At 61.5% G+C, this 16,482-nt stretch carries 15 protein-coding genes and 1 pseudogene; 8 read left to right on the plus strand and 8 right to left on the minus strand.

The window, feature by feature from the left end:
* Positions 1-132: 132 nt before the first annotated feature.
* A complete protein-coding gene (locus tag LTH93_RS00900; RefSeq protein WP_342357810.1) occupies positions 133-459 on the plus strand; it encodes a CHY zinc finger protein in 327 nt (108 codons plus the stop codon).
* A gap of 146 nt (positions 460-605) precedes the next feature.
* On the opposite strand, the gene LTH93_RS00905 is transcribed toward LTH93_RS00900, so the two are convergent.
* The 3 genes from LTH93_RS00905 to LTH93_RS00915 all read right to left on the minus strand — a co-directional run bounded on the left by LTH93_RS00905 (position 606) and on the right by LTH93_RS00915 (position 4,521).
* The gene (locus tag LTH93_RS00905; protein WP_241469587.1) at positions 606-1,805 is read right to left on the minus strand and encodes an MFS transporter; all 1,200 of its coding nucleotides are present in this window, start codon (positions 1,803-1,805) and stop codon (positions 606-608) included.
* A 313-nt stretch (positions 1,806-2,118) separates the two neighbouring features.
* A complete protein-coding gene (locus LTH93_RS00910; RefSeq protein WP_342357811.1) occupies positions 2,119-3,126 on the minus strand; it encodes an NAD(P)H-quinone oxidoreductase in 1,008 nt (335 codons plus the stop codon).
* Complete coding sequence (locus tag LTH93_RS00915) at positions 3,127-4,521, minus strand: MFS transporter (RefSeq protein WP_241469588.1); 1,395 nt, start codon at positions 4,519-4,521, stop codon at positions 3,127-3,129. It lies immediately after the preceding gene.
* Positions 4,522-4,808: 287 nt separating this feature from the next.
* On the opposite strand from LTH93_RS00915, the gene LTH93_RS00920 reads away from it, so the two are divergent.
* The 5 genes from LTH93_RS00920 to LTH93_RS00940 all read left to right on the plus strand — a co-directional run bounded on the left by LTH93_RS00920 (position 4,809) and on the right by LTH93_RS00940 (position 10,109).
* A complete protein-coding gene (locus LTH93_RS00920) occupies positions 4,809-6,335 on the plus strand; it encodes a pyruvate carboxylase subunit B (RefSeq protein WP_241469589.1) in 1,527 nt (508 codons plus the stop codon).
* A gap of 2 nt (positions 6,336-6,337) precedes the next feature.
* Positions 6,338-6,877, plus strand: a complete 540-nt coding sequence (gene accB / locus LTH93_RS00925) for an acetyl-CoA carboxylase biotin carboxyl carrier protein (RefSeq protein ID WP_241469590.1) — start codon at positions 6,338-6,340, stop codon at positions 6,875-6,877.
* The gene (gene accC, locus LTH93_RS00930; protein ID WP_241469597.1) at positions 6,867-8,231 is read left to right on the plus strand and encodes an acetyl-CoA carboxylase biotin carboxylase subunit; all 1,365 of its coding nucleotides are present in this window, start codon (positions 6,867-6,869) and stop codon (positions 8,229-8,231) included. The genes accB and accC overlap by 11 nt, the downstream gene beginning before the upstream one ends.
* Positions 8,232-8,359: 128 nt before the next feature.
* Positions 8,360-9,364, plus strand: coding sequence for a LacI family DNA-binding transcriptional regulator (locus LTH93_RS00935; RefSeq protein WP_241469599.1), 1,005 nt, complete (start codon positions 8,360-8,362; stop codon positions 9,362-9,364).
* Positions 9,365-9,677: 313 nt separating this feature from the next.
* On the plus strand, positions 9,678-10,109 hold the full coding sequence (locus LTH93_RS00940) for a hypothetical protein (RefSeq protein ID WP_241469601.1): 432 nt from the start codon (positions 9,678-9,680) through the stop codon (positions 10,107-10,109).
* A gap of 46 nt (positions 10,110-10,155) precedes the next feature.
* On the opposite strand, the gene LTH93_RS00945 is transcribed toward LTH93_RS00940, so the two are convergent.
* The 4 genes and pseudogenes from LTH93_RS00945 to LTH93_RS00960 form a co-directional block, all read right to left on the minus strand.
* Positions 10,156-11,217, minus strand: coding sequence for an NAD(P)-dependent alcohol dehydrogenase (locus LTH93_RS00945; RefSeq protein WP_241469603.1), 1,062 nt, complete (start codon positions 11,215-11,217; stop codon positions 10,156-10,158).
* A gap of 30 nt (positions 11,218-11,247) precedes the next feature.
* Positions 11,248-11,913 carry an SDR family NAD(P)-dependent oxidoreductase gene (locus LTH93_RS00950; RefSeq protein WP_241469605.1) on the minus strand — a complete coding sequence of 222 codons (666 nt, stop codon included), beginning with the start codon at positions 11,911-11,913 and terminating at the stop codon, positions 11,248-11,250.
* Between the two features lie 130 nt (positions 11,914-12,043).
* A pseudogene (locus LTH93_RS00955) lies at positions 12,044-12,274 on the minus strand (hypothetical protein); the annotation flags it as partial.
* 62 nt (positions 12,275-12,336) lie between these two features.
* Positions 12,337-12,918 carry a TetR/AcrR family transcriptional regulator gene (locus tag LTH93_RS00960; protein ID WP_241464600.1) on the minus strand — a complete coding sequence of 194 codons (582 nt, stop codon included), beginning with the start codon at positions 12,916-12,918 and terminating at the stop codon, positions 12,337-12,339.
* A gap of 327 nt (positions 12,919-13,245) precedes the next feature.
* Between LTH93_RS00960 and LTH93_RS00965 the strand changes: the two genes are divergently transcribed.
* Both LTH93_RS00965 and LTH93_RS00970 read left to right on the plus strand, forming a co-directional pair.
* Complete coding sequence (locus LTH93_RS00965) at positions 13,246-14,415, plus strand: MFS transporter (protein WP_241469607.1); 1,170 nt, start codon at positions 13,246-13,248, stop codon at positions 14,413-14,415.
* A gap of 711 nt (positions 14,416-15,126) precedes the next feature.
* On the plus strand, positions 15,127-15,426 hold the full coding sequence (locus LTH93_RS00970; RefSeq protein ID WP_241469610.1) for a hypothetical protein: 300 nt from the start codon (positions 15,127-15,129) through the stop codon (positions 15,424-15,426).
* 395 nt (positions 15,427-15,821) lie between these two features.
* Here LTH93_RS00970 and LTH93_RS00975 read toward each other — a convergent pair whose 3' ends face one another.
* Positions 15,822-16,277 (minus strand): DUF6326 family protein, encoded by a 456-nt coding sequence (locus LTH93_RS00975; RefSeq protein WP_241464597.1) that lies wholly within the window; start codon positions 16,275-16,277, stop codon positions 15,822-15,824.
* Positions 16,278-16,482 lie beyond the last annotated feature (205 nt).

A 16,482-nucleotide genomic window follows, 5' to 3' on the forward strand; every position in this document is an offset into this window, starting at 1 on the left:
CGTATTCGGTCCACCCCAAGCTTCGTGGCCCGACCGCTCCCCAAACAATATTCGGCGTAGGTGGGGCCCGTGATCGTCGCCGCATGATGGCGACGCACCTGAGTACAGTCCGCGTCGAATCAGGAGAAAATGATGGTGAAGCAAGTTCTAGGGAATCTTGTCGATCGACAAACACGGTGCATCCACTACCGGACACCACTGGACGTGGTCGCAATCAAGTTCCGTTGCTGCCTGGAGTACTACCCCTGTCATTTGTGCCATCAAGAGTGCGCCGATCACCCGGCTTTGCAGTGGTCGGTGGAGGAACACGAGACCCTGGCCGTGCTCTGCGGGGTCTGCCGCCACGAATTCTCCATCAGCAGATACCTCGGGGCAGAAAACTGCCCGCAATGCCGTACTTCATTCAACCCGAGGTGCCGACTCCACGCCCATCTGTACTTCTACGCGGGAGCTCAATAGGCGTTCCCCGGCAGCCTCTTGTTGCACGCCGCCCGACGAAGTGCCCCGGGCTAGCAGGCTCCCACCCCGGCAAAGGTAGATTCCTTGACTACTGAAGGGTCAGGAATGCGCAAGCTGAAGGGTCGGGAGCACTCCCAGCAAAGGCATCACCGCACATTTCGCGAGGAGTTGATGGCGATGGCAGTTATTGTCACACATGCAAGTATGGCAATGGCCAGCAGAATCGATTTGTCACTAAAGAACAGCGCCGCGACGGATACTATGCTCGGAACAAGGAAACCCGAATATGCAAGAGCATAAAACTTCCCCATGGCACCCCCTAAGTGTTGCGGCGATGCCAGTCGTTGCATTTCGAGCGTCCCGGCGACAAGCATCAGTCCGTATCCCGCGCCAAGAAGACTGCTAGCGAGAAGACCAATCCACAGACTCTGACTCAACAGTGTCGCTAGAGCGAGTACAAGTCCGATGAGGCTCAGACACAGGGCAGTTATGATCGCCTTCGCTGACTTGGGTGTGTCTAGCTTTCTGCCGAGCGACTGTACTGCTACACCGGACCCCATTGTCACGCCTACCGTGATCGTTGAGTGCAGCACCGGATTGCTGGAGGATGCCATCAGCTGAGGGACGACGGCAAAGCCGATCGTGCCGGATCCAAAGACCCAAGGGGCAGCCGGGATGATCACCGTCCGGAATCTTGTTGGCGCTGCCGCGTACTCCCAAAGCTGGTCCACCGCGTCAGTTGCTGTACGGAAACCTGAAGCTGCTGAACGAGTCTCTGGTGACCAGAGCAGCATAAAAACTAGCGGAGTACACAACACGATATGGGTGGCATATGGGAACACTGCCGACGCAGGAGCGTAGGTGGCGAGAATGCCGCTCACCACGGGCCCTATGCAGAACCCTCCTGTGATAAAAAGCGAGGCACGTCGGGCACCGGAACTGACACTGGCCGCAGGATCCCACGGCGGTAGCGACAGTTCTTTGATCCAGCTCGTAGTCGCAGCCATGGCGATCCCGGTTGCCACACCAGATAGCAAGCGACCGAGGAAGATCCAGGGTGGCAACCAAGCTCCGATAATCATGGCAACACTCCCGAGCATAGCTAGAATTAAAGCCGCAAGAGTTATCCATTTTCTGCCTGATCTGTCGGACCATGATCCCCCCAGCAACAAGGCAGGCAAAAGCCCTACAATGTATATGCTGAGCATCAGAGTGACTGACAGTCGGGAGATACCGTAGCTACTTTGGTAAAAGGACAGCATCGATGCGAACTGATTTGCCCCCCAACCAATCAAGAACAAGCTGAGCGCGGGTGGAAGCCATGGTTTCAGCGAATCGGGTCGCACGGAAGCTCTATCCAGGCGTCTGACGTCTGGAATCCCAAGATCGAGGGGTGGATTACCATCTCAGTTCGTTTCTAACACGCACATAGGCCACCTACAGCTAATCGGCATCATTACATTTATTTAAGATGTTATTCGTCGTTAAGAGACTTTTTCTGGTGATACGAGAATAGATTTTAAGAACTCAGCTCTGTTTTACAGACGACCAGGTGGGCCCCCAAAACCTGATACTTTGGGGGCCCACCTGTAGGCCTCGTCCTATGGACGTCAAGACGGTTACAGTCGTCGGCGCGCAACCTCGAGTACCGACACAACTTCACACATCCAACAAGATCTTTCCGATGTGATTACTGGCCTCCATCTCTCGGTGCGCGCTAGCAGCTCCCTCCAAGGGATAGCGAGACTGAATAATCGATCGCATCGAGTGTTTCCCATTTGGCCCAAAGAGCGGCCAAAGGTGGTTCTTGGTTTGACTCACTATCTCCGCCTTGGCTTCAATCGACCGGCTCCGCAACGATGTCGCAAGGATTCGTCCCCGCTTGGCGAGCAACGCTCCTAGATCGACTTCTCCCACACGACCACCGAGCAGACCAATGACGACCAATCGCCCGTCCGGGGCAAGGGCCTGCACATTCCGTCCGAGATAATCAGCGCCGACTACATCGAGAATCACATCTGCACCGCGACCACCTGTCGCTGACAGCGTCCTCTCGACGAAATCCTCTTCTCGATAGTTGATCAAGACCTCAGCGCCGAGCTCTGAGCATGCCTTCAGCTTTTCGTCTGAACCGGCAGTGACCACTACATGGGCTCCCAGAGAAGCCGCCACCTGAATTGCCATGGTGCCAATGCCACTCGAACCGCCGTGAACCAAGAGGGTCTCCCCCTCACGCAGTCCTGCTTCCATCACGAGGTTGCTCCATACTGTGCAAGCCACCTCCGGCAGCGCGGCGGCGTCTGACAAGGACACGCTCGCAGGCACAGGAAGGACCTGACTCGCGGGAACCGCGACGTACTCGGCATAGCCGCCACCGGACAACAGTGCGCACACTTCATCGCCGACGTGAAGACCTGAACCTTCGGTCTCGGTTCCAAGAGCAGTCACTCGACCACTGACCTCGAGTCCTGGTATCTCGCTGGCACCCGGCGGTGGTGGGTAAACTCCGTGGCGTTGCATGACATCCGCGCGGTTCACACCGGCAGTCACAACTTGGAGCATCACTTCGCCCTTTCCCAGGGTTGGGCGCGGAACACTCATCGGGACGAGTGCGTCCGGGACCCCACCCATGTGCGGGTCGATAACTACCGCTCTCATTTGTTCCATTTAGACAACCGCCGTTCCTTCCGTCTCGGGATCAAAGTCCATGTCCGTCGCGAAATCAACGTTCTTCGTCTCTGGTCCGAGGAAGGCTCCGAGCGCAACCAGCAGCCCACCGATGACCAGGAGCGGCAGCACGGTCAGCTCCAGCGGCATGAAGTTTTCAAGGCCGACTTGGTAGAAGGCATAGAACGACGGAGGGATGACGGCCAGGCTGTATCCGAGGCCAAACCCAGACGCGCGAACGCCGGTCTGGAATCTCTCATTGATGTAAGTGGTCGCGAGACCCCAGAACCACACGATGACCCAGATCATGACACCTGCGAGGAGAACAGTCCCCAGGAAGGTGCTGGGTGGGGATGTGAGCAACCAGTAGTACAGCGCAGTACCAGGAATTGCAGCACCAAGTCCGGAGAAGATCAGGAATGGACGACGTCCCACATGCTGACTGATCTTCCCAGCGACCATGTACCCGACTCCGAGGAACAGGAAGGTGATGCATAGGAGGATCGTGACCTCTGTAGAGGTCAACCCTACGGAGTTCTGCAAGGCTCCTGGAAGCATGGCCGTCACTGTATTCAAGCTCATCCAGAACCCGCTCATCAGGACGAAGACCTGAGCGAAGGCCTTGAGGCTCCGCTTGCTCCCGAACAGCGTCTTCAGTGGCGACTTAGTTCCACCAGTCTTCTTGAAGACCTCCGACTCCTCGACGCTGACCGCGTACCACCAGACATAAGCGATAGCCATGAGCCCGCCGATGATGAATGGAACTCGCCAGCCCCACTGGACATATGGCGAACCCAGCCCATCAGCAGGGGCAATCTGAAGCATGATCAAAGTCAGCGCCGAAATGGCTACAAAGGCAGCTGGGAAACCTAGCATGATGTAGGCACCCCAAACACCACGCTTCTTCCTGGGAAGACGCTCCATGGCAAGCGGGCTAGCCGCAGAATAGGAGCCTCCCACGAACACGCCGTCGACCAGGCGCAGCACGATAAACACGATCACGGCTGCAATTCCCCAGGTCTCGTATCCAGGCATCGCTGCCATTGCGAAACTCATGAGGCCATAACCGGAGACCGCGATGAGATTAACCTTCTTGCGGCCAATCTGGTCGGCAAACCTCCCGCCGATGAGGGCTCCGAGCGGACGCCCAAGCAGGGTCGACACGAAGATCAGAGACGTGACGATCACGACCTGGCTTGCGGGCATAGTCGGCGAGAGGAAATAGACCATCGCCGGACCGAGTGCGACAACAGGAAGGTAGATGTCGTACATGTCGATAAAGAAGCCGGAAAACGCCCCGTGGGCAGCTTTCTTTGCCTTGGGATCCAATTGCTCATCCGCACGTGCCCCCGAGGACACAGGATCATCCTTTAGATCATTTTGAACATTAACCATAGTCTGCTTCTTTCAGTAAGAAACGGTCCGGGTTCATCGACGACATATAGCCTACGACTGCCCAGGAAGAGAATTAACCAGAGATTCTAATCAAAGATCTCGCAGCCCTGAGGAGGTGCTCCTCGCGTCAAGCCTGCCGAGCGTTGTGCCAGTCTCACGCCACACAGCGGATGTGTCAAATATCACATGGAGCGCTTGACGGGGCGGCGTGAGTACGATTTCATAGGACGTGAATACGTTTGCACAATCGATGGCGACGCAGGTGGCGCCAATAAGCGAGGTCAGAATTGACGAACGATACGGAAACCATTGCCTCCGTGATGAGTCGCGGTGGGCGGCCCGCCAATAGCCGTCGCGAGATCAAGATCATCGACACCACTTTGCGTGACGGCCACCAGAGCCTCTGGGCCACCCGGATGCGAACCGACCACATCGAACAGCTGGCACCCGAGTTCGACACAGTTGGTTATGAGCACGTCGATCTTGTAGCGCCGATCCAGTTCGACGTGGCGGTGCGATACCTCAAGGAAGACCCGTGGGAGCGCGTGCGAAGGGCTCATGAGCTCGCTCCGAACACTAAGTTCCGGGCGCTCATACGCTCACGCAACATCGCAGCTTTCGACTTCCTCCCTGATGACGTCATCATGGCCTGGATTGAGCGCCTATATGCCAACGGTTTCCGCGTGATTGGCTCTTTTGACGGACTCAATGACATCGACAACATCGCGCCCGGGCTGCGCCGAGCAAAAGAACTCGGAGCTGAGACTTTCGGTGCGGTTTCGTTCAGCGAGAGCCCCGTCCACACCGACGAGCTCTTCGTGTCCAAAGCGCAGGAGCTCATCGAGAAAGCGGACGTCGACCGGATCATGCTCAAGGACGCGGGTGGTCTGCTCACTCCTGAACGCATTCGCACCCTCGTTCCGGCGCTCAAGGCAGTCATCGGCGATCGTCCGCTCGAAGTCCACACACATTCGCTTACAGGCCTCGCTCCACTAGTCTGTCTCGAGTCTGCAGAGGCCGGAGCCGACTCGCTGCACCTGTCAGTTGCCCCCCTGGCAGCTGGAAATGCTCAGCCCTCCGTCCAGAACGTCATTCGCGATCTGCGGGCGCTGGGTTACACGGTCAATCTCGACGACGAGAAAATTGACCAGATCAGTGACCGGATCCGGTTGATCGCTGACACAGAGGACAAGCCCCTTGGCGAGCCGGTGGAGTACAACGGGATGCACTTCATGCACCAGACTCCGGGAGGGATGCTATCGAACTTCCGATCTCAGCTCGCAACCGCGGGTCTCGGAGATCGCTACGAAGAGCTGCTACTCGAGATCGCGCGTGTACGAGCCGAGCTTGCATACCCGATCATGATCACTCCGTTCGCCCAGTTCGTCGGCACTCAGGCAGCCATGAACGTCTCAACCGGTGAACGGTACAAAATGGTGCCCAATGAGATCAAAAAGTACGCACTCGGATACTACGGTGACCTTCTCGCCGACATTGATCCTGAACTGCGTCAGAAGATCATCGACAATGGGGCATCTGATATCCCCCTCGATCCATCCGAGCCGGAGCCCATGCTCGACAAGATCGCCACGCAATACCCCGACGAATCCATCGAGTTTCACCTGCTGCGTGCGATGTTTGCAGGTGGTCAAGTCGATGAGATGAAGAAGACGGTGGCAGCAGGCGGCAACCCCGACGAAATCCCGGCGCCTTTGCTCGGAATCGTGAAGTCGCTCCACGAAAACGGCCAACCCGGCATCAACTCACTGACCGCCGGGGACCTCCAGATCAACATCCTTAAGGGAGAGAACTAATCATGGCGCTGAACCAGCCTGACATTCGCGAGCTCAAGTCCCTGGTCGACTGGGTGAACACCACCCCCGACGTGCGTGAGCTCTCCATCAAGTACGGCGACGTCGAGCTCTTCGTATCTCGCAATGGGCACGCCCCTTCCGGAGTCCCCGCCGCGGCCCCAGCGCCGTCCCCAACGCCCGAACAGTCCCCCACAACCGCTGCGCAGCCTCCAGAAGCGACAGCTCCGACTCCCGCCTCGGTGCCGGCGAACGGTGCGGCATCCTTGGCGGCCGGTGCACCAGCTGCGGCCGCAGAGGACGAAGTCACCATCGCGGCGCCTATGGTGGGTACGTTCTACTCCGCACCGAACCCCGGTGCCCCCGCTTTCGTGAATGTGGGTGACCGGGTCTCAGCCGACTCCGTCCTGTGCATCCTCGAAGTCATGAAGCTTATGAACAACGTGGAGGCCAAGGTCGACGGTGTCGTGACCGAGATCCTCGTGGAGAACAATGAGGCAGTGGAGTTCGGTCAGCCGCTGATGGTGATCAAACGTGACAGCTAAGCAGCTCAACAGCGTCCTGATCGCCAACCGCGGGGAGATCGCGCTTCGCATCGTCCGTGCCTGCAAAGAACTGGGGATCACCAGTGTTCTGGCCTATTCCGAGGCAGACAGAGGCTCTCTGCCCGTGAAGCTAGCCGACCGAGCGGTATGCATCGGTCCGGCGAACGCCTCCAAGAGCTACCAGGATCCGCGCGCGATCATCAGCGCCGCACTCGCCTTCAAAGTCGACGCGATCCATCCCGGCTACGGATTCCTGGCCGAGAATGCAGATTTCGCGGAGATGTGCGAGACCGAAGGGGTCGGCTTCGTAGGCCCCGCCTCAAGCGTCATTCGGAATATGGGTGACAAGATCCAGGCCAAGAAGATCGCGCGCCGTGCGGGTGTTCCCACGGTCCCTGGATCCGACGGCGCGATCGCTCAGCACGCTGAGGCGGTTGCTGTGGCCAGCGAGGTCGGATACCCCCTGCTTATCAAGGCCTCCGCTGGCGGTGGAGGCAGAGGTATGCGCGTTGTCGAATCGGGAGAGACGCTTGAACGCGATCTCGCCGAGATCATGTCAGAGGCGGAGACGGCTTTCGGCGACCCGTCCGTTTACCTTGAGCGGTATCTCACTGACATTCGTCACATTGAGATCCAGGTCGTGTCCGACGGTGAGTCGACTGTGCACCTCGGTGAACGTGACTGCACCGCCCAGCGCCGCAACCAGAAGCTCGTGGAGGAGTCGCCCTCCCCCGTCCTCGACAGTGAGCTGAGAGCGAGTCTGGCGGAGGCCGCTGTCGCTCTGTGTCAGGAAGTCGGGTATCGCAACGCCGGAACAGTGGAGTTCGTGTTCGACAACCTCGAGCGAAGGTACTACTTCATCGAGATGAATACGCGCATCCAGGTCGAGCACCCGGTCTCCGAGATGGTCACCGGCATTGACCTGATCAAGCTCCAGCTTGAGATCGCAGCGGGTAATCCGTTGCCCCTCACCCAGGACGACATCATCATCCGCGGTCACGCGATCGAGTGCCGCATCAACGCCGAGGATCCCGCTCAAGGTTTCGCGCCGAAGCCTGGCCGCATCGAATCTTTCCGTGCCCCCGGTGGATTCGGCGTTCGTCTCGACACCCATATCGAGGCCGGATACGTGATTCCCCCGTTCTACGATTCGATGGTAGGCAAACTGATCATCTGGGGCAATGACCGAGATGAGGCGATCTCTCGGGCATTGCGCGCTCTCGATGAGATGCAGATCGAAGGCGTGACTACCACCGCTGGATTCCAGAGAGACATCCTGAACAGCGAGGTCTTTCGCAGCGGTGACTTCAACACCGCGTTCGTCGCTAAGTTCCTTGAGGGGGAAGCCGCCTAGGCGACGCTGCCGGAGGGCGACCGAGTATCCGATCGACCCTCCGGCAACCCGCTTGATCCCAGATGTTCTTCTTCGCGCCGTACGTGAGAAGGTGAATACGGTGACGCACGCTGCGGCGCGGAGGAGGAATGTCGATGCTTACGGGCAGGGAAATCGCGCAAGCCGCGGGAGTGTCCCAGGCGACCGTCTCACGCGTGGTGCAGGGCTCGGCGCGAGTCAGCGAAAAGAACCGCCGCCGTGTCGAGGAAGCCATGGCGAAGTACGGATATGTCCCCAACGCACAGGCGCGTGCCATGCGCACCCAGCGGTCGGGTGTGATCGGGGTCATCGTCGGCGAGTTCACGAACCCCTGGTACCCCGTGATGATGTATGCGCTGGCCAGGGAGATAGCCCGAGCTGATCTCCGCATCAATTTTTGGGTATCCGACGGTGAGAACAGCGAGCAGGCCGCGATTGAGGCGATCCGTTCGAAGCTCATCGACGGGCTGATCTTCACGACCGCAACGCGTGATTCACAGGCGTTGCCCACAGCCCTTGAGCTTGGCTTACCCGTCGTGCTTGTCAACCGCAGCCTTGAGAACATCACGAGTGATCAGGTGACTGGCGACAACGTCGGCGGTGGCGCCGCCGTCGCGACCTACTTCCTCGCCCACGACCGCACTCGTGTCGCCGTTGTGGGCGGTGGCCCATGGGTCAGCACCGGACGCGAGCGGCGCAAAGGGTTCCTGGACGTATTTCACGATGCGGGGATCCACATCCCTCCTACCCATATCCCAGAGACGGCGTTCACCCATCAAGCGGGTCTCGACGCCGGAAGAGTGTTGCTCGCGAATGATCCACCCCAAGCGATCTTCTGCACCACGGACATCATCGCTTTCGGCGTGATCGACGCCGCGATGGAACGTGGGATGCGTGTGCCCGAAGATCTCTGGGTCACGGGCTACGACGACATCCCGATGTCTGCATGGAGAGTGCTCGACCTCACGACAGTCCGCCAACCCATCGATGACATGGCAAGACTGTCGCTAGAGATTCTCCTCGCCCGCATCGAGGACCCCAACGCTGCGGTGGCCGAGAAACGCTTCGCGACCGAGCTCGTCGTGAGGGGTTCCACAGGAAACATGGCAAGGTGAGCGCTCCCTTTCGCCCGGAGAAGTCAAGGAAATTGATTACATATGCCGGCGTCACTGAGAGGCCAATCACCTAATCGGTCGTCCAAAAATCGGTAACCTAAGATGATTGCGCGTCGTGCCAGGAGTCCCGACACGTCTAGCACCGAGAGCACCGCGGGTAGATCGGTCTCCGTCAATGCGTTTGACTGCTAAGTCCCGACGAAGGCGGATTGTGAGCGAAACTGGCAACCTCAGAAGCTGGCGAGGACTCGAGATCAACAGCCCTTGAACGCAATGCTTCGTTCTTGACGATCGAGCCCGAAATGGGCAGGACATGTACTCGCCCGACGGTACCCGGATCGACCTGTGTCGCAGCATGCGTTCTGAACACCCCAAGATCGGGTGGGTCTGCCGCACCGATAGGTGCCATCTTGATCTGGCTTGCCTGCGGGCGGCCTGGAAGGGTGTCAGCGTGCCGGGGCCGTTTCCTGCTGACCTGCTCGACGACGTTGTCCGCCTGGCCAGCAAGAGTGAGACCCGAGTCACGGTCGATCGGATCGCCAAAGACTTCGGCGTTCATCCCATGACGATGCAGACATGGTTGAACCGGGCCGAGACTCAGTCCGGCGCCAAGCCCGGTCAGACCGGCGGCGAAGCAGCCGAGCTGGGCGAAGCCCGCAAACGAACCCCGCTTCTGGAACACGAGGTCGAGGTCCTGCGGCGCGCAACTGCACCTGCCCCAGCTGTGCGAGAGACCCGATCATGATTCGTAGCTGCCGATATCGCTCGCTTCTGTTCTGTGCCGGAAGTGATCATGAGCGTCCTTCTTCGGTGGAAACGGTAATCGCGACCTTGCCGCGCACGTCTCCGGCTGCAAGGTACCGTATCGCCTCTGGAACCTCCGCCAGTGAAAAGGTCCGGTCCAGACTCGGCGTGACCGTCCCACTCTGGAAGTGTCCGGAAAGCCGGTCCAGGTCGCTTCCGCGTTCCTTGGAGGCGAGCATCGTGAGTCGCTGGCTCACGAACCGGGACAGCAGCGGCGCCCGCAGACTTCTCCCCAACCCACCGGTCCAGTCACCGCCTTCCTCACCGCCGACGACGACGGCTGTCCCCGTAGGAGCCAGTGCGCGCCGCAATCGGGCGAGAGTGGGATTGCCTCCGATGTCGAGGATCAGGTCGTAGCGGTGTGAACCGTCCACGAAGTCGTCCCGGGTGTAGTCGATGACGTGGTCCGCGCCGAGGGATCGCACGAAGTCCTGCTTTCCGGGGCTGCAGACGCCTGTCACCTCCGCGCCCAGTGCCTTCGCCAATTGCACGGCAAAACTGCCGACACCGCCGGAGGCACCGAGTACCAGCACCTTCTGCCCCTGCTCCACATGGCCTGAGTCACACAGCGCCTGGAGGGCGGTACCGGCCGAGATGGGGACGACCGCGGCCTGCTCGAAGGTGAGGTTCGCCGGTTTGTCGGCCAACTTGGCCTCTAAAACCGGAGCGTACTCGGCGAAGGAGCCTCGGGACATCCCGTACACCGGCTCACCGACGGCGAACTTGGTCACAGCGGAACCGACTTCGGCGACCGTTCCGGCGACGTCGATTCCCGGCACCGGGTTCTTCGGTCTGCGGAAGCCGAAGCCGATGACCCGCATCAGATAAGGTCGGCCAGCCATCATGTGCCAGGTTCCGCGGTCGAGGCCCGCTGCGCGGACGCGCACAAGCACTTCATTCTCGGCGATCTTGGGGCGGGGGATCTTCGCGAGGTTGAAGACGTTGGTGGAGCCGTACCCGTTCTGCACGATGGCTTGCATCAAGACCTCTTCCCTGTGCGAACCGTGTGGTGCGCCGCCCGTCGTGGCGTGGTCTTTTTGAGATGACATGATGTTTTCCTAACGCTGATACTGGGGCAATCACTGTGGCAATCCGACCAAATTGGCACTCACCCTCCCTAGCTGATCGGCGGTGGCTTCGTCGTAGCTGGGCTGTGATGATCTCTTGGGTTTGCGGTGGGCGAAGAAGCGGCTCGTGACCGGCTCAAGATCGGGAACCGAAGCCACATAGATCGATGTGGCGGACGTGCTCGCCACGCCGGGATGCAGTGCGTTGGCAGTGACCAACGTGCCTTGCAGCTTCCTGGCCGACTCATAGGTGAACAGGAACTCGGCGAGCTTGGATTGACTGTAGGCCCGCGATCCGGAGTAGGACCGTTCGCACTGCAGGCCGTTGAAGCCGATAGGCCCTGTGGTGTGCGCGAACCCGTCAACGGTGACATCCCGAGTGTCCCGATAACCGCCGACATTGTTGATCAGCACACCATTCCGAGAAGGGCTCTGGAGTACTTCCTCAGCCAAGCACCGCACTTCTCGCTGCGAAGACAGATCCGCGAGCAAGGTATCGACCGTTTCCCTACCTGCCACCCGGATCTCGCACGCCGGACTCTCGGTGCGCCCGTGGTCCCGTCCGGTGATCGCGAGATGCGCACCCATTCTGGCCCGACCCACTGCGGTCGCCTTGACGATTCCAGCCGTTGCCCCTGTGACCAGCGCGGTCTTGCCGACCATCATCCCGCTGCTCATGACTCTTCTTTCGGGAGGGTGTAATTGCCCGATGAGCGCCGCTTGCAAACCCTACTCGTGCGAGGTGATGGACCGCTATAGTTGCGGACCGAAATAGACTCCGGATGCTTTCAGAAAGACTCTAAGAGCCGATCTCCAACCTCATGGGACGCCAGCCCAGTGGCTCGTGCGCCAACCGCCGCACCACCGTCTTCCGGGGTGTCCCCTCACTTCCGCAGCGACGGCACCACTGATCCGGATCCACGATCCGGCAGGCCAGTACCGTATGGTCAGGTTCGATACGCTGCCCAACGGCCTCCAGGCAGAGCTCGTCCGACGCGCGGCTCCCGACTGCATCCTCACCTGTGATGAGCTGGTTCACCTCCGTGGACGGCCGTCCTGTCTCCCGGGACTGCCCGGTGCCGCAGGCCGCAGCTGAGAGCCTCAGTCGCGGCTGTGGGCTCGAGCTGCTGCGTGGGCCAGACGGCGGCCGACATCAATCGGTGACCGGGGGGAGCCGCGGAGGAATCCGGCCAGGGCCCCGCTGTAGGCCAGGAGCACTTCATCGGCCAGGTCCTGAGCATGTCCCCCGGCAAGCGGACGAGACAGGTGCAGGAGTCGGTCGGCGAGCAGGGCGGTGTCCCCGGCCAGCACGTCGCTGATCTCCTCCGCGGCCTCGGGGAGCTCGCTGGCCGCGGCCAGGAAGGCGCACCACCGTGACGGATGACGCCGGTCCCCCCGGTAGGAGGCGAGGGCGTCGAAGACCGCGAGCAACCGATCCAGGTCATTGTCGGCCGCAACGATGTACTGGTCCCAGACCGCCCGCCAGTCCGCCAGTCGAACCCTCAGCGCCTCGGCAACCAAGGCATCCTTACTTCCGAAGTGCGTGTACAAGGTGGCCGCCGAGACCTCCGCTTGACGCAGCAGCTCATCGACAGGCGTGTCCCGGATGCCGCGCTCGAACAGCACGCGATCGGCCGCCTCCAGCAACCGGGTGCGCGCAGGGATTCGCTGGGCCGTGGTCATCACACCAGTGTAGGGACCACCGGTTCAGAACGGGCGTTGTGGTGTAACATTACGACCGTTCTAGTGGTTCTCGGGGAGAGGTGCGATGCGAACTCAGGTGCTCCGCGACATGGCAGCTGATCGCGACCACCGCCGGACTCGTGCGCTGCAGCCCCGGGCTCTGATGGGCCATCGATGTGGCCCCACGCTCGGGCCGAGGGTACAAGCGGCTCCGTCAGTTCTCGCGCCGCAGCCCACCGATTGGCAGTCGGGCTGAGCGCATCTTGATGCCGATCCCGCTGAGGCCGGCAACGAAGCCTGTGCATGTCACAGGATAAGGAGTAATTCATGACGCTCTCCGCGGGTGGCCGGATCGGTCTGGCCGGTGCGGCGGTGGTCGGGGTCGCCTTCGGCATGGCCCGCTACGCCTACGGCCTGACGCTGCCCAGCATCCGGGAGGACCTGGGGCTCTCCGAGCTGGTGCTCGGCCTCATCGCCAGCGCAACCTTCGCGGGCTACCTGGCGGGCCTGCTGCTCGCGGGACGGCTCGCCGCGCGGCACGGGTCGCGTGCCCCGACGACCGTGGGCGGGGTCTGCGGCGTTCTGGGGGCGGTGATCGTGACACTCGCGCCGTCGCCTTGGCTGCTCGCCGTCGGTGTCGTCCTGGCTGGCAGTGCCGGCGGTTGGGTCTGGGCGCCCTACTCCGACATCGTGACCCGTTCGGTGCCCTTGCGGCAGCAGCCCAGAGCGCTGGCGATCATCACGACCGGCACCAGCGGCGGACTCGTACTGCTGGGCGGGCTCGCCGCCCTGGCACTGCTGGGCTCCTGGCGCCTGGTCTGGGTCGGCATCGCTCTGGCTGCGGTGGCCGCCGCACTCGTGAACCTCAGCCTGGTGCCGAAAACCAAGCCGGATTCGCGCCCGGTCGCACGCGGCGGTGCCTCCTCGCTGGTCCGGGCGCTGCGCGTCCCGGGCGCCTACTCCGTGGTCTACTTCGCGGTCATCGTCATTTACTTCACCTACGCCTCCGACGTCCTCGAGCACGGCACCCTTCCGGCGGCAGCCGTCCCGGCGCTCTACGCCGCCATCGGCTTCTGCGGCATGGTGGGCGTGGCCACCGGGACCTTCGCGCGGCGGATCGGCAGCGTGCGGGTCGCCGCGTTGTGCCTGGCAACGGTCGGTGTGGCGCTGGCGTTGCTGGGGTTGGCCAGCGACTCCCTGATCGCAACGGCGGTCTCGGCGTGCATCTTCGGCGTGGGGTACATGACAGGATCGGCGGTGCTCGCAGTTTGGACCGCCGAGCTGGTGCCCGAGCGCGCCGGCGCGGCGTTCACGGCCTGCCTGGTCGTAGGAGCCCTCAGCTCTGTCGCAGCACCGGCTGTGGCTGGTGCGGTGATCCCCGGCCTGGGCCTGGGTGCCCTGCTCGTCCTCACCGCCGCGGTGTCACTGCTCAGCGGCGTGGCGCTGATTCTGCACGGGTCCTCCCGAGGGCCAGCGGTCGGCGACACCAGGTCGTGAAGATGCGAGCCCTGCTCGTCGTCGAGGTACACACCATGCATTGTGATGAGCCCCGAAACCGACGTGCTGAAACCCGACTACCTACCCCCTGGCCACCCATCACGGCGGGTCAGGTCAAGCACCTCGTCGCATGGACCGGGCAGCCTTGAAACTCGCGGTCATGCCGCATCAGGTCAGGTTCCCGAGCAGCTCGATGGGCAGCCTCTTGCTCGTATCAGGCATTTCTATGCCGATGATCGGACCAACCCTGGCTGCATCGAGGTTCACCGTTCACGGGTCGTCATCGCCGTCCACGGGAACGGTTCGAGCCACACCGCCCACTTCCATCTCGGGGCCCAGGAAAGCGTAGACAGCGTCGCCCGTGAGGTCATAGGTCACCCTCAGCGTTCGGGCCCATCCACGTTCCCACCAGGCTGGAGCGCATGCACCTGGTCCGAGACGACGTCGACCGGCGTGTCCAGCTGTTCGCCAGAGAGCTCGGGGTCAGCGGCCGCGCCCTCACCGCCTCACCTTGAGAACCAGTCAGGACTCTCCTGGGACCTTTCCACGGAAGGGTCGCTGTCCTCGATCAAGAAAGACCGCGGCGGGTGCTGGAATGGCCGAGGCCGGGCGTGATGCACTGAGATGCCGCTTCCGGCACGGTAGTGTTGGCGCCACCTAGGCGTCAACGGCGTGACGCTCGTGAGTTCCTTCTTCATTCGGAGGCACGTCATGTCCAAGACCTTCCAACGCGTCATCGGTGTCGTCATTCTGCTCGGCGCGGGGGCCTTGAGTCTCCCGGTGACGGCATTGTTCCTGGACGGTCCGGGGACTGAGAACTGGATTCTCCCAGTGCAGGCGAGTCTCATGGCAGTTATCGGTGCGGCGTGTGGCCTTGCCCTGCCAGCCCTGGCGCCGACCGGCGCCTTCACTGCTGTACGGGCGCTCATCGGTGCCGGATGGGGCTTGCTCGCGGGCATGGTCGGCCTACTCATCTTCTGGTTCCTGCTCAATGGGCTCGGGGGCGCCTGACCGCTCCTTCACTGGATTGCGCAGTGACCAAAAGGGACCTGGACCTAGCCTGCCGCGACCTGAGCGCATGGCTGCGACCCCAGCCCGGGGCAGGACCGCCCAGAAAATCACCGGGGGTGATGGTCTCCAGCATGGATTCCCTTCGGCAGCCGTCTGACTATCGGCGTGGGCATCCCCGTGCTGGGCTTGGAGGGCCGAGAGAGAACCCTCCGACGTGCGTCGTCGCTACCCCGGCCAGGCCGGTCATCTCAATGAACTCGCTGACCCGTGAGGCCTTGATGTAGTGAGTGACGGTACCCGACGTCGGCCGGTCCCGGGCGCGATCGTGAAGGTGAAGGAGTGCACGGCGGCGGTCTCGCCGCAGCGCCTAGTGAGCTCGTGCGCGGGGCGGGCAGTCATGCCTGCCGGGGTGTGCGGAGCGGCTCGCTGTCGAGGCTGGCGGCCAGGGTCGCCGGTGATGCGGTGCGGCGGGGCCAGGTCCAGGCGGAACGCAGGATGAAGACCAGGAGCAGCACCTCGAGTCCGATGGAGAGGCCGTAGAAGTAGAAGTAGGTCCAGGACTCCCCTGCCGCGTTGACTATCGAGACGGGGATGTAGAGCGCTGCCACGACGAGGTTGATGGTGCGGCTGAGACGGGCAGGCAGTGTCGTCGAAACCAGGATCATGAGGATCGGGATCGCCATGAGCGTGAGCGAAATTGCGACAAAGGTTGGGCCGATGTCGAACTCGTAGACGATGCCGGCCAGGATGTCATCGACGACGCCGGGCTTGTACAGGGCGAGGTAGTCGACGTAGATGTAGAGGAACATGAAGCTCGTCCATGCTGCTGCGAGTTTGGCCTGCACGGGCATGCGCAGATCTTCCAACCTGCTCCGGGACGGCGGATTCTCTCGTGGGATGTGGGATTGAGGCGTTCTCATCACGATGCTCCTTGGTTAGATTGGGTGGGTGTTTCCACCTTCACGGATGCCGGCGGCGGGCACATCAGCCCCGGAGCCTGATTCGACCTGGCCGTTGGTACAGCCGAGCTCCTGTACTTTCGGCGGATGCACCGAG

Origin of the sequence: Nesterenkonia sp. DZ6, assembly GCF_022565835.1 — a bacterium.
Lineage (GTDB): Bacteria > Actinomycetota > Actinomycetes > Actinomycetales > Micrococcaceae > Nesterenkonia.

Excerpts from the sequence above, each read along its gene's own strand:
- LTH93_RS00975 (WP_241464597.1), bottom strand. The coding sequence starts at position 16,277 with ATGCCCGTGCAGGCCAAACTCGCAGCAGCATGGACGAGCTTCATGTTC.
- LTH93_RS00900 (WP_342357810.1), top strand. The coding sequence starts at position 133 with ATGGTGAAGCAAGTTCTAGGGAATCTTGTCGATCGACAAACACGGTGC.
- LTH93_RS00960 (WP_241464600.1), bottom strand. The coding sequence starts at position 12,918 with ATGACCACGGCCCAGCGAATCCCTGCGCGCACCCGGTTGCTGGAGGCG.
- LTH93_RS00945 (WP_241469603.1), bottom strand. The coding sequence starts at position 11,217 with ATGTCATCTCAAAAAGACCACGCCACGACGGGCGGCGCACCACACGGT.
- accB (WP_241469590.1), top strand. The coding sequence starts at position 6,338 with ATGGCGCTGAACCAGCCTGACATTCGCGAGCTCAAGTCCCTGGTCGAC.
- LTH93_RS00965 (WP_241469607.1), top strand. The coding sequence starts at position 13,246 with ATGACGCTCTCCGCGGGTGGCCGGATCGGTCTGGCCGGTGCGGCGGTG.
- LTH93_RS00970 (WP_241469610.1), top strand. The coding sequence starts at position 15,127 with ATGTCCAAGACCTTCCAACGCGTCATCGGTGTCGTCATTCTGCTCGGC.
- LTH93_RS00940 (WP_241469601.1), top strand. The coding sequence starts at position 9,678 with ATGTACTCGCCCGACGGTACCCGGATCGACCTGTGTCGCAGCATGCGT.
- LTH93_RS00910 (WP_342357811.1), bottom strand. The coding sequence starts at position 3,126 with ATGGAACAAATGAGAGCGGTAGTTATCGACCCGCACATGGGTGGGGTC.
- LTH93_RS00915 (WP_241469588.1), bottom strand. The coding sequence starts at position 4,521 with ATGGTTAATGTTCAAAATGATCTAAAGGATGATCCTGTGTCCTCGGGG.
- LTH93_RS00950 (WP_241469605.1), bottom strand. The coding sequence starts at position 11,913 with ATGAGCAGCGGGATGATGGTCGGCAAGACCGCGCTGGTCACAGGGGCA.
- LTH93_RS00935 (WP_241469599.1), top strand. The coding sequence starts at position 8,360 with ATGTCGATGCTTACGGGCAGGGAAATCGCGCAAGCCGCGGGAGTGTCC.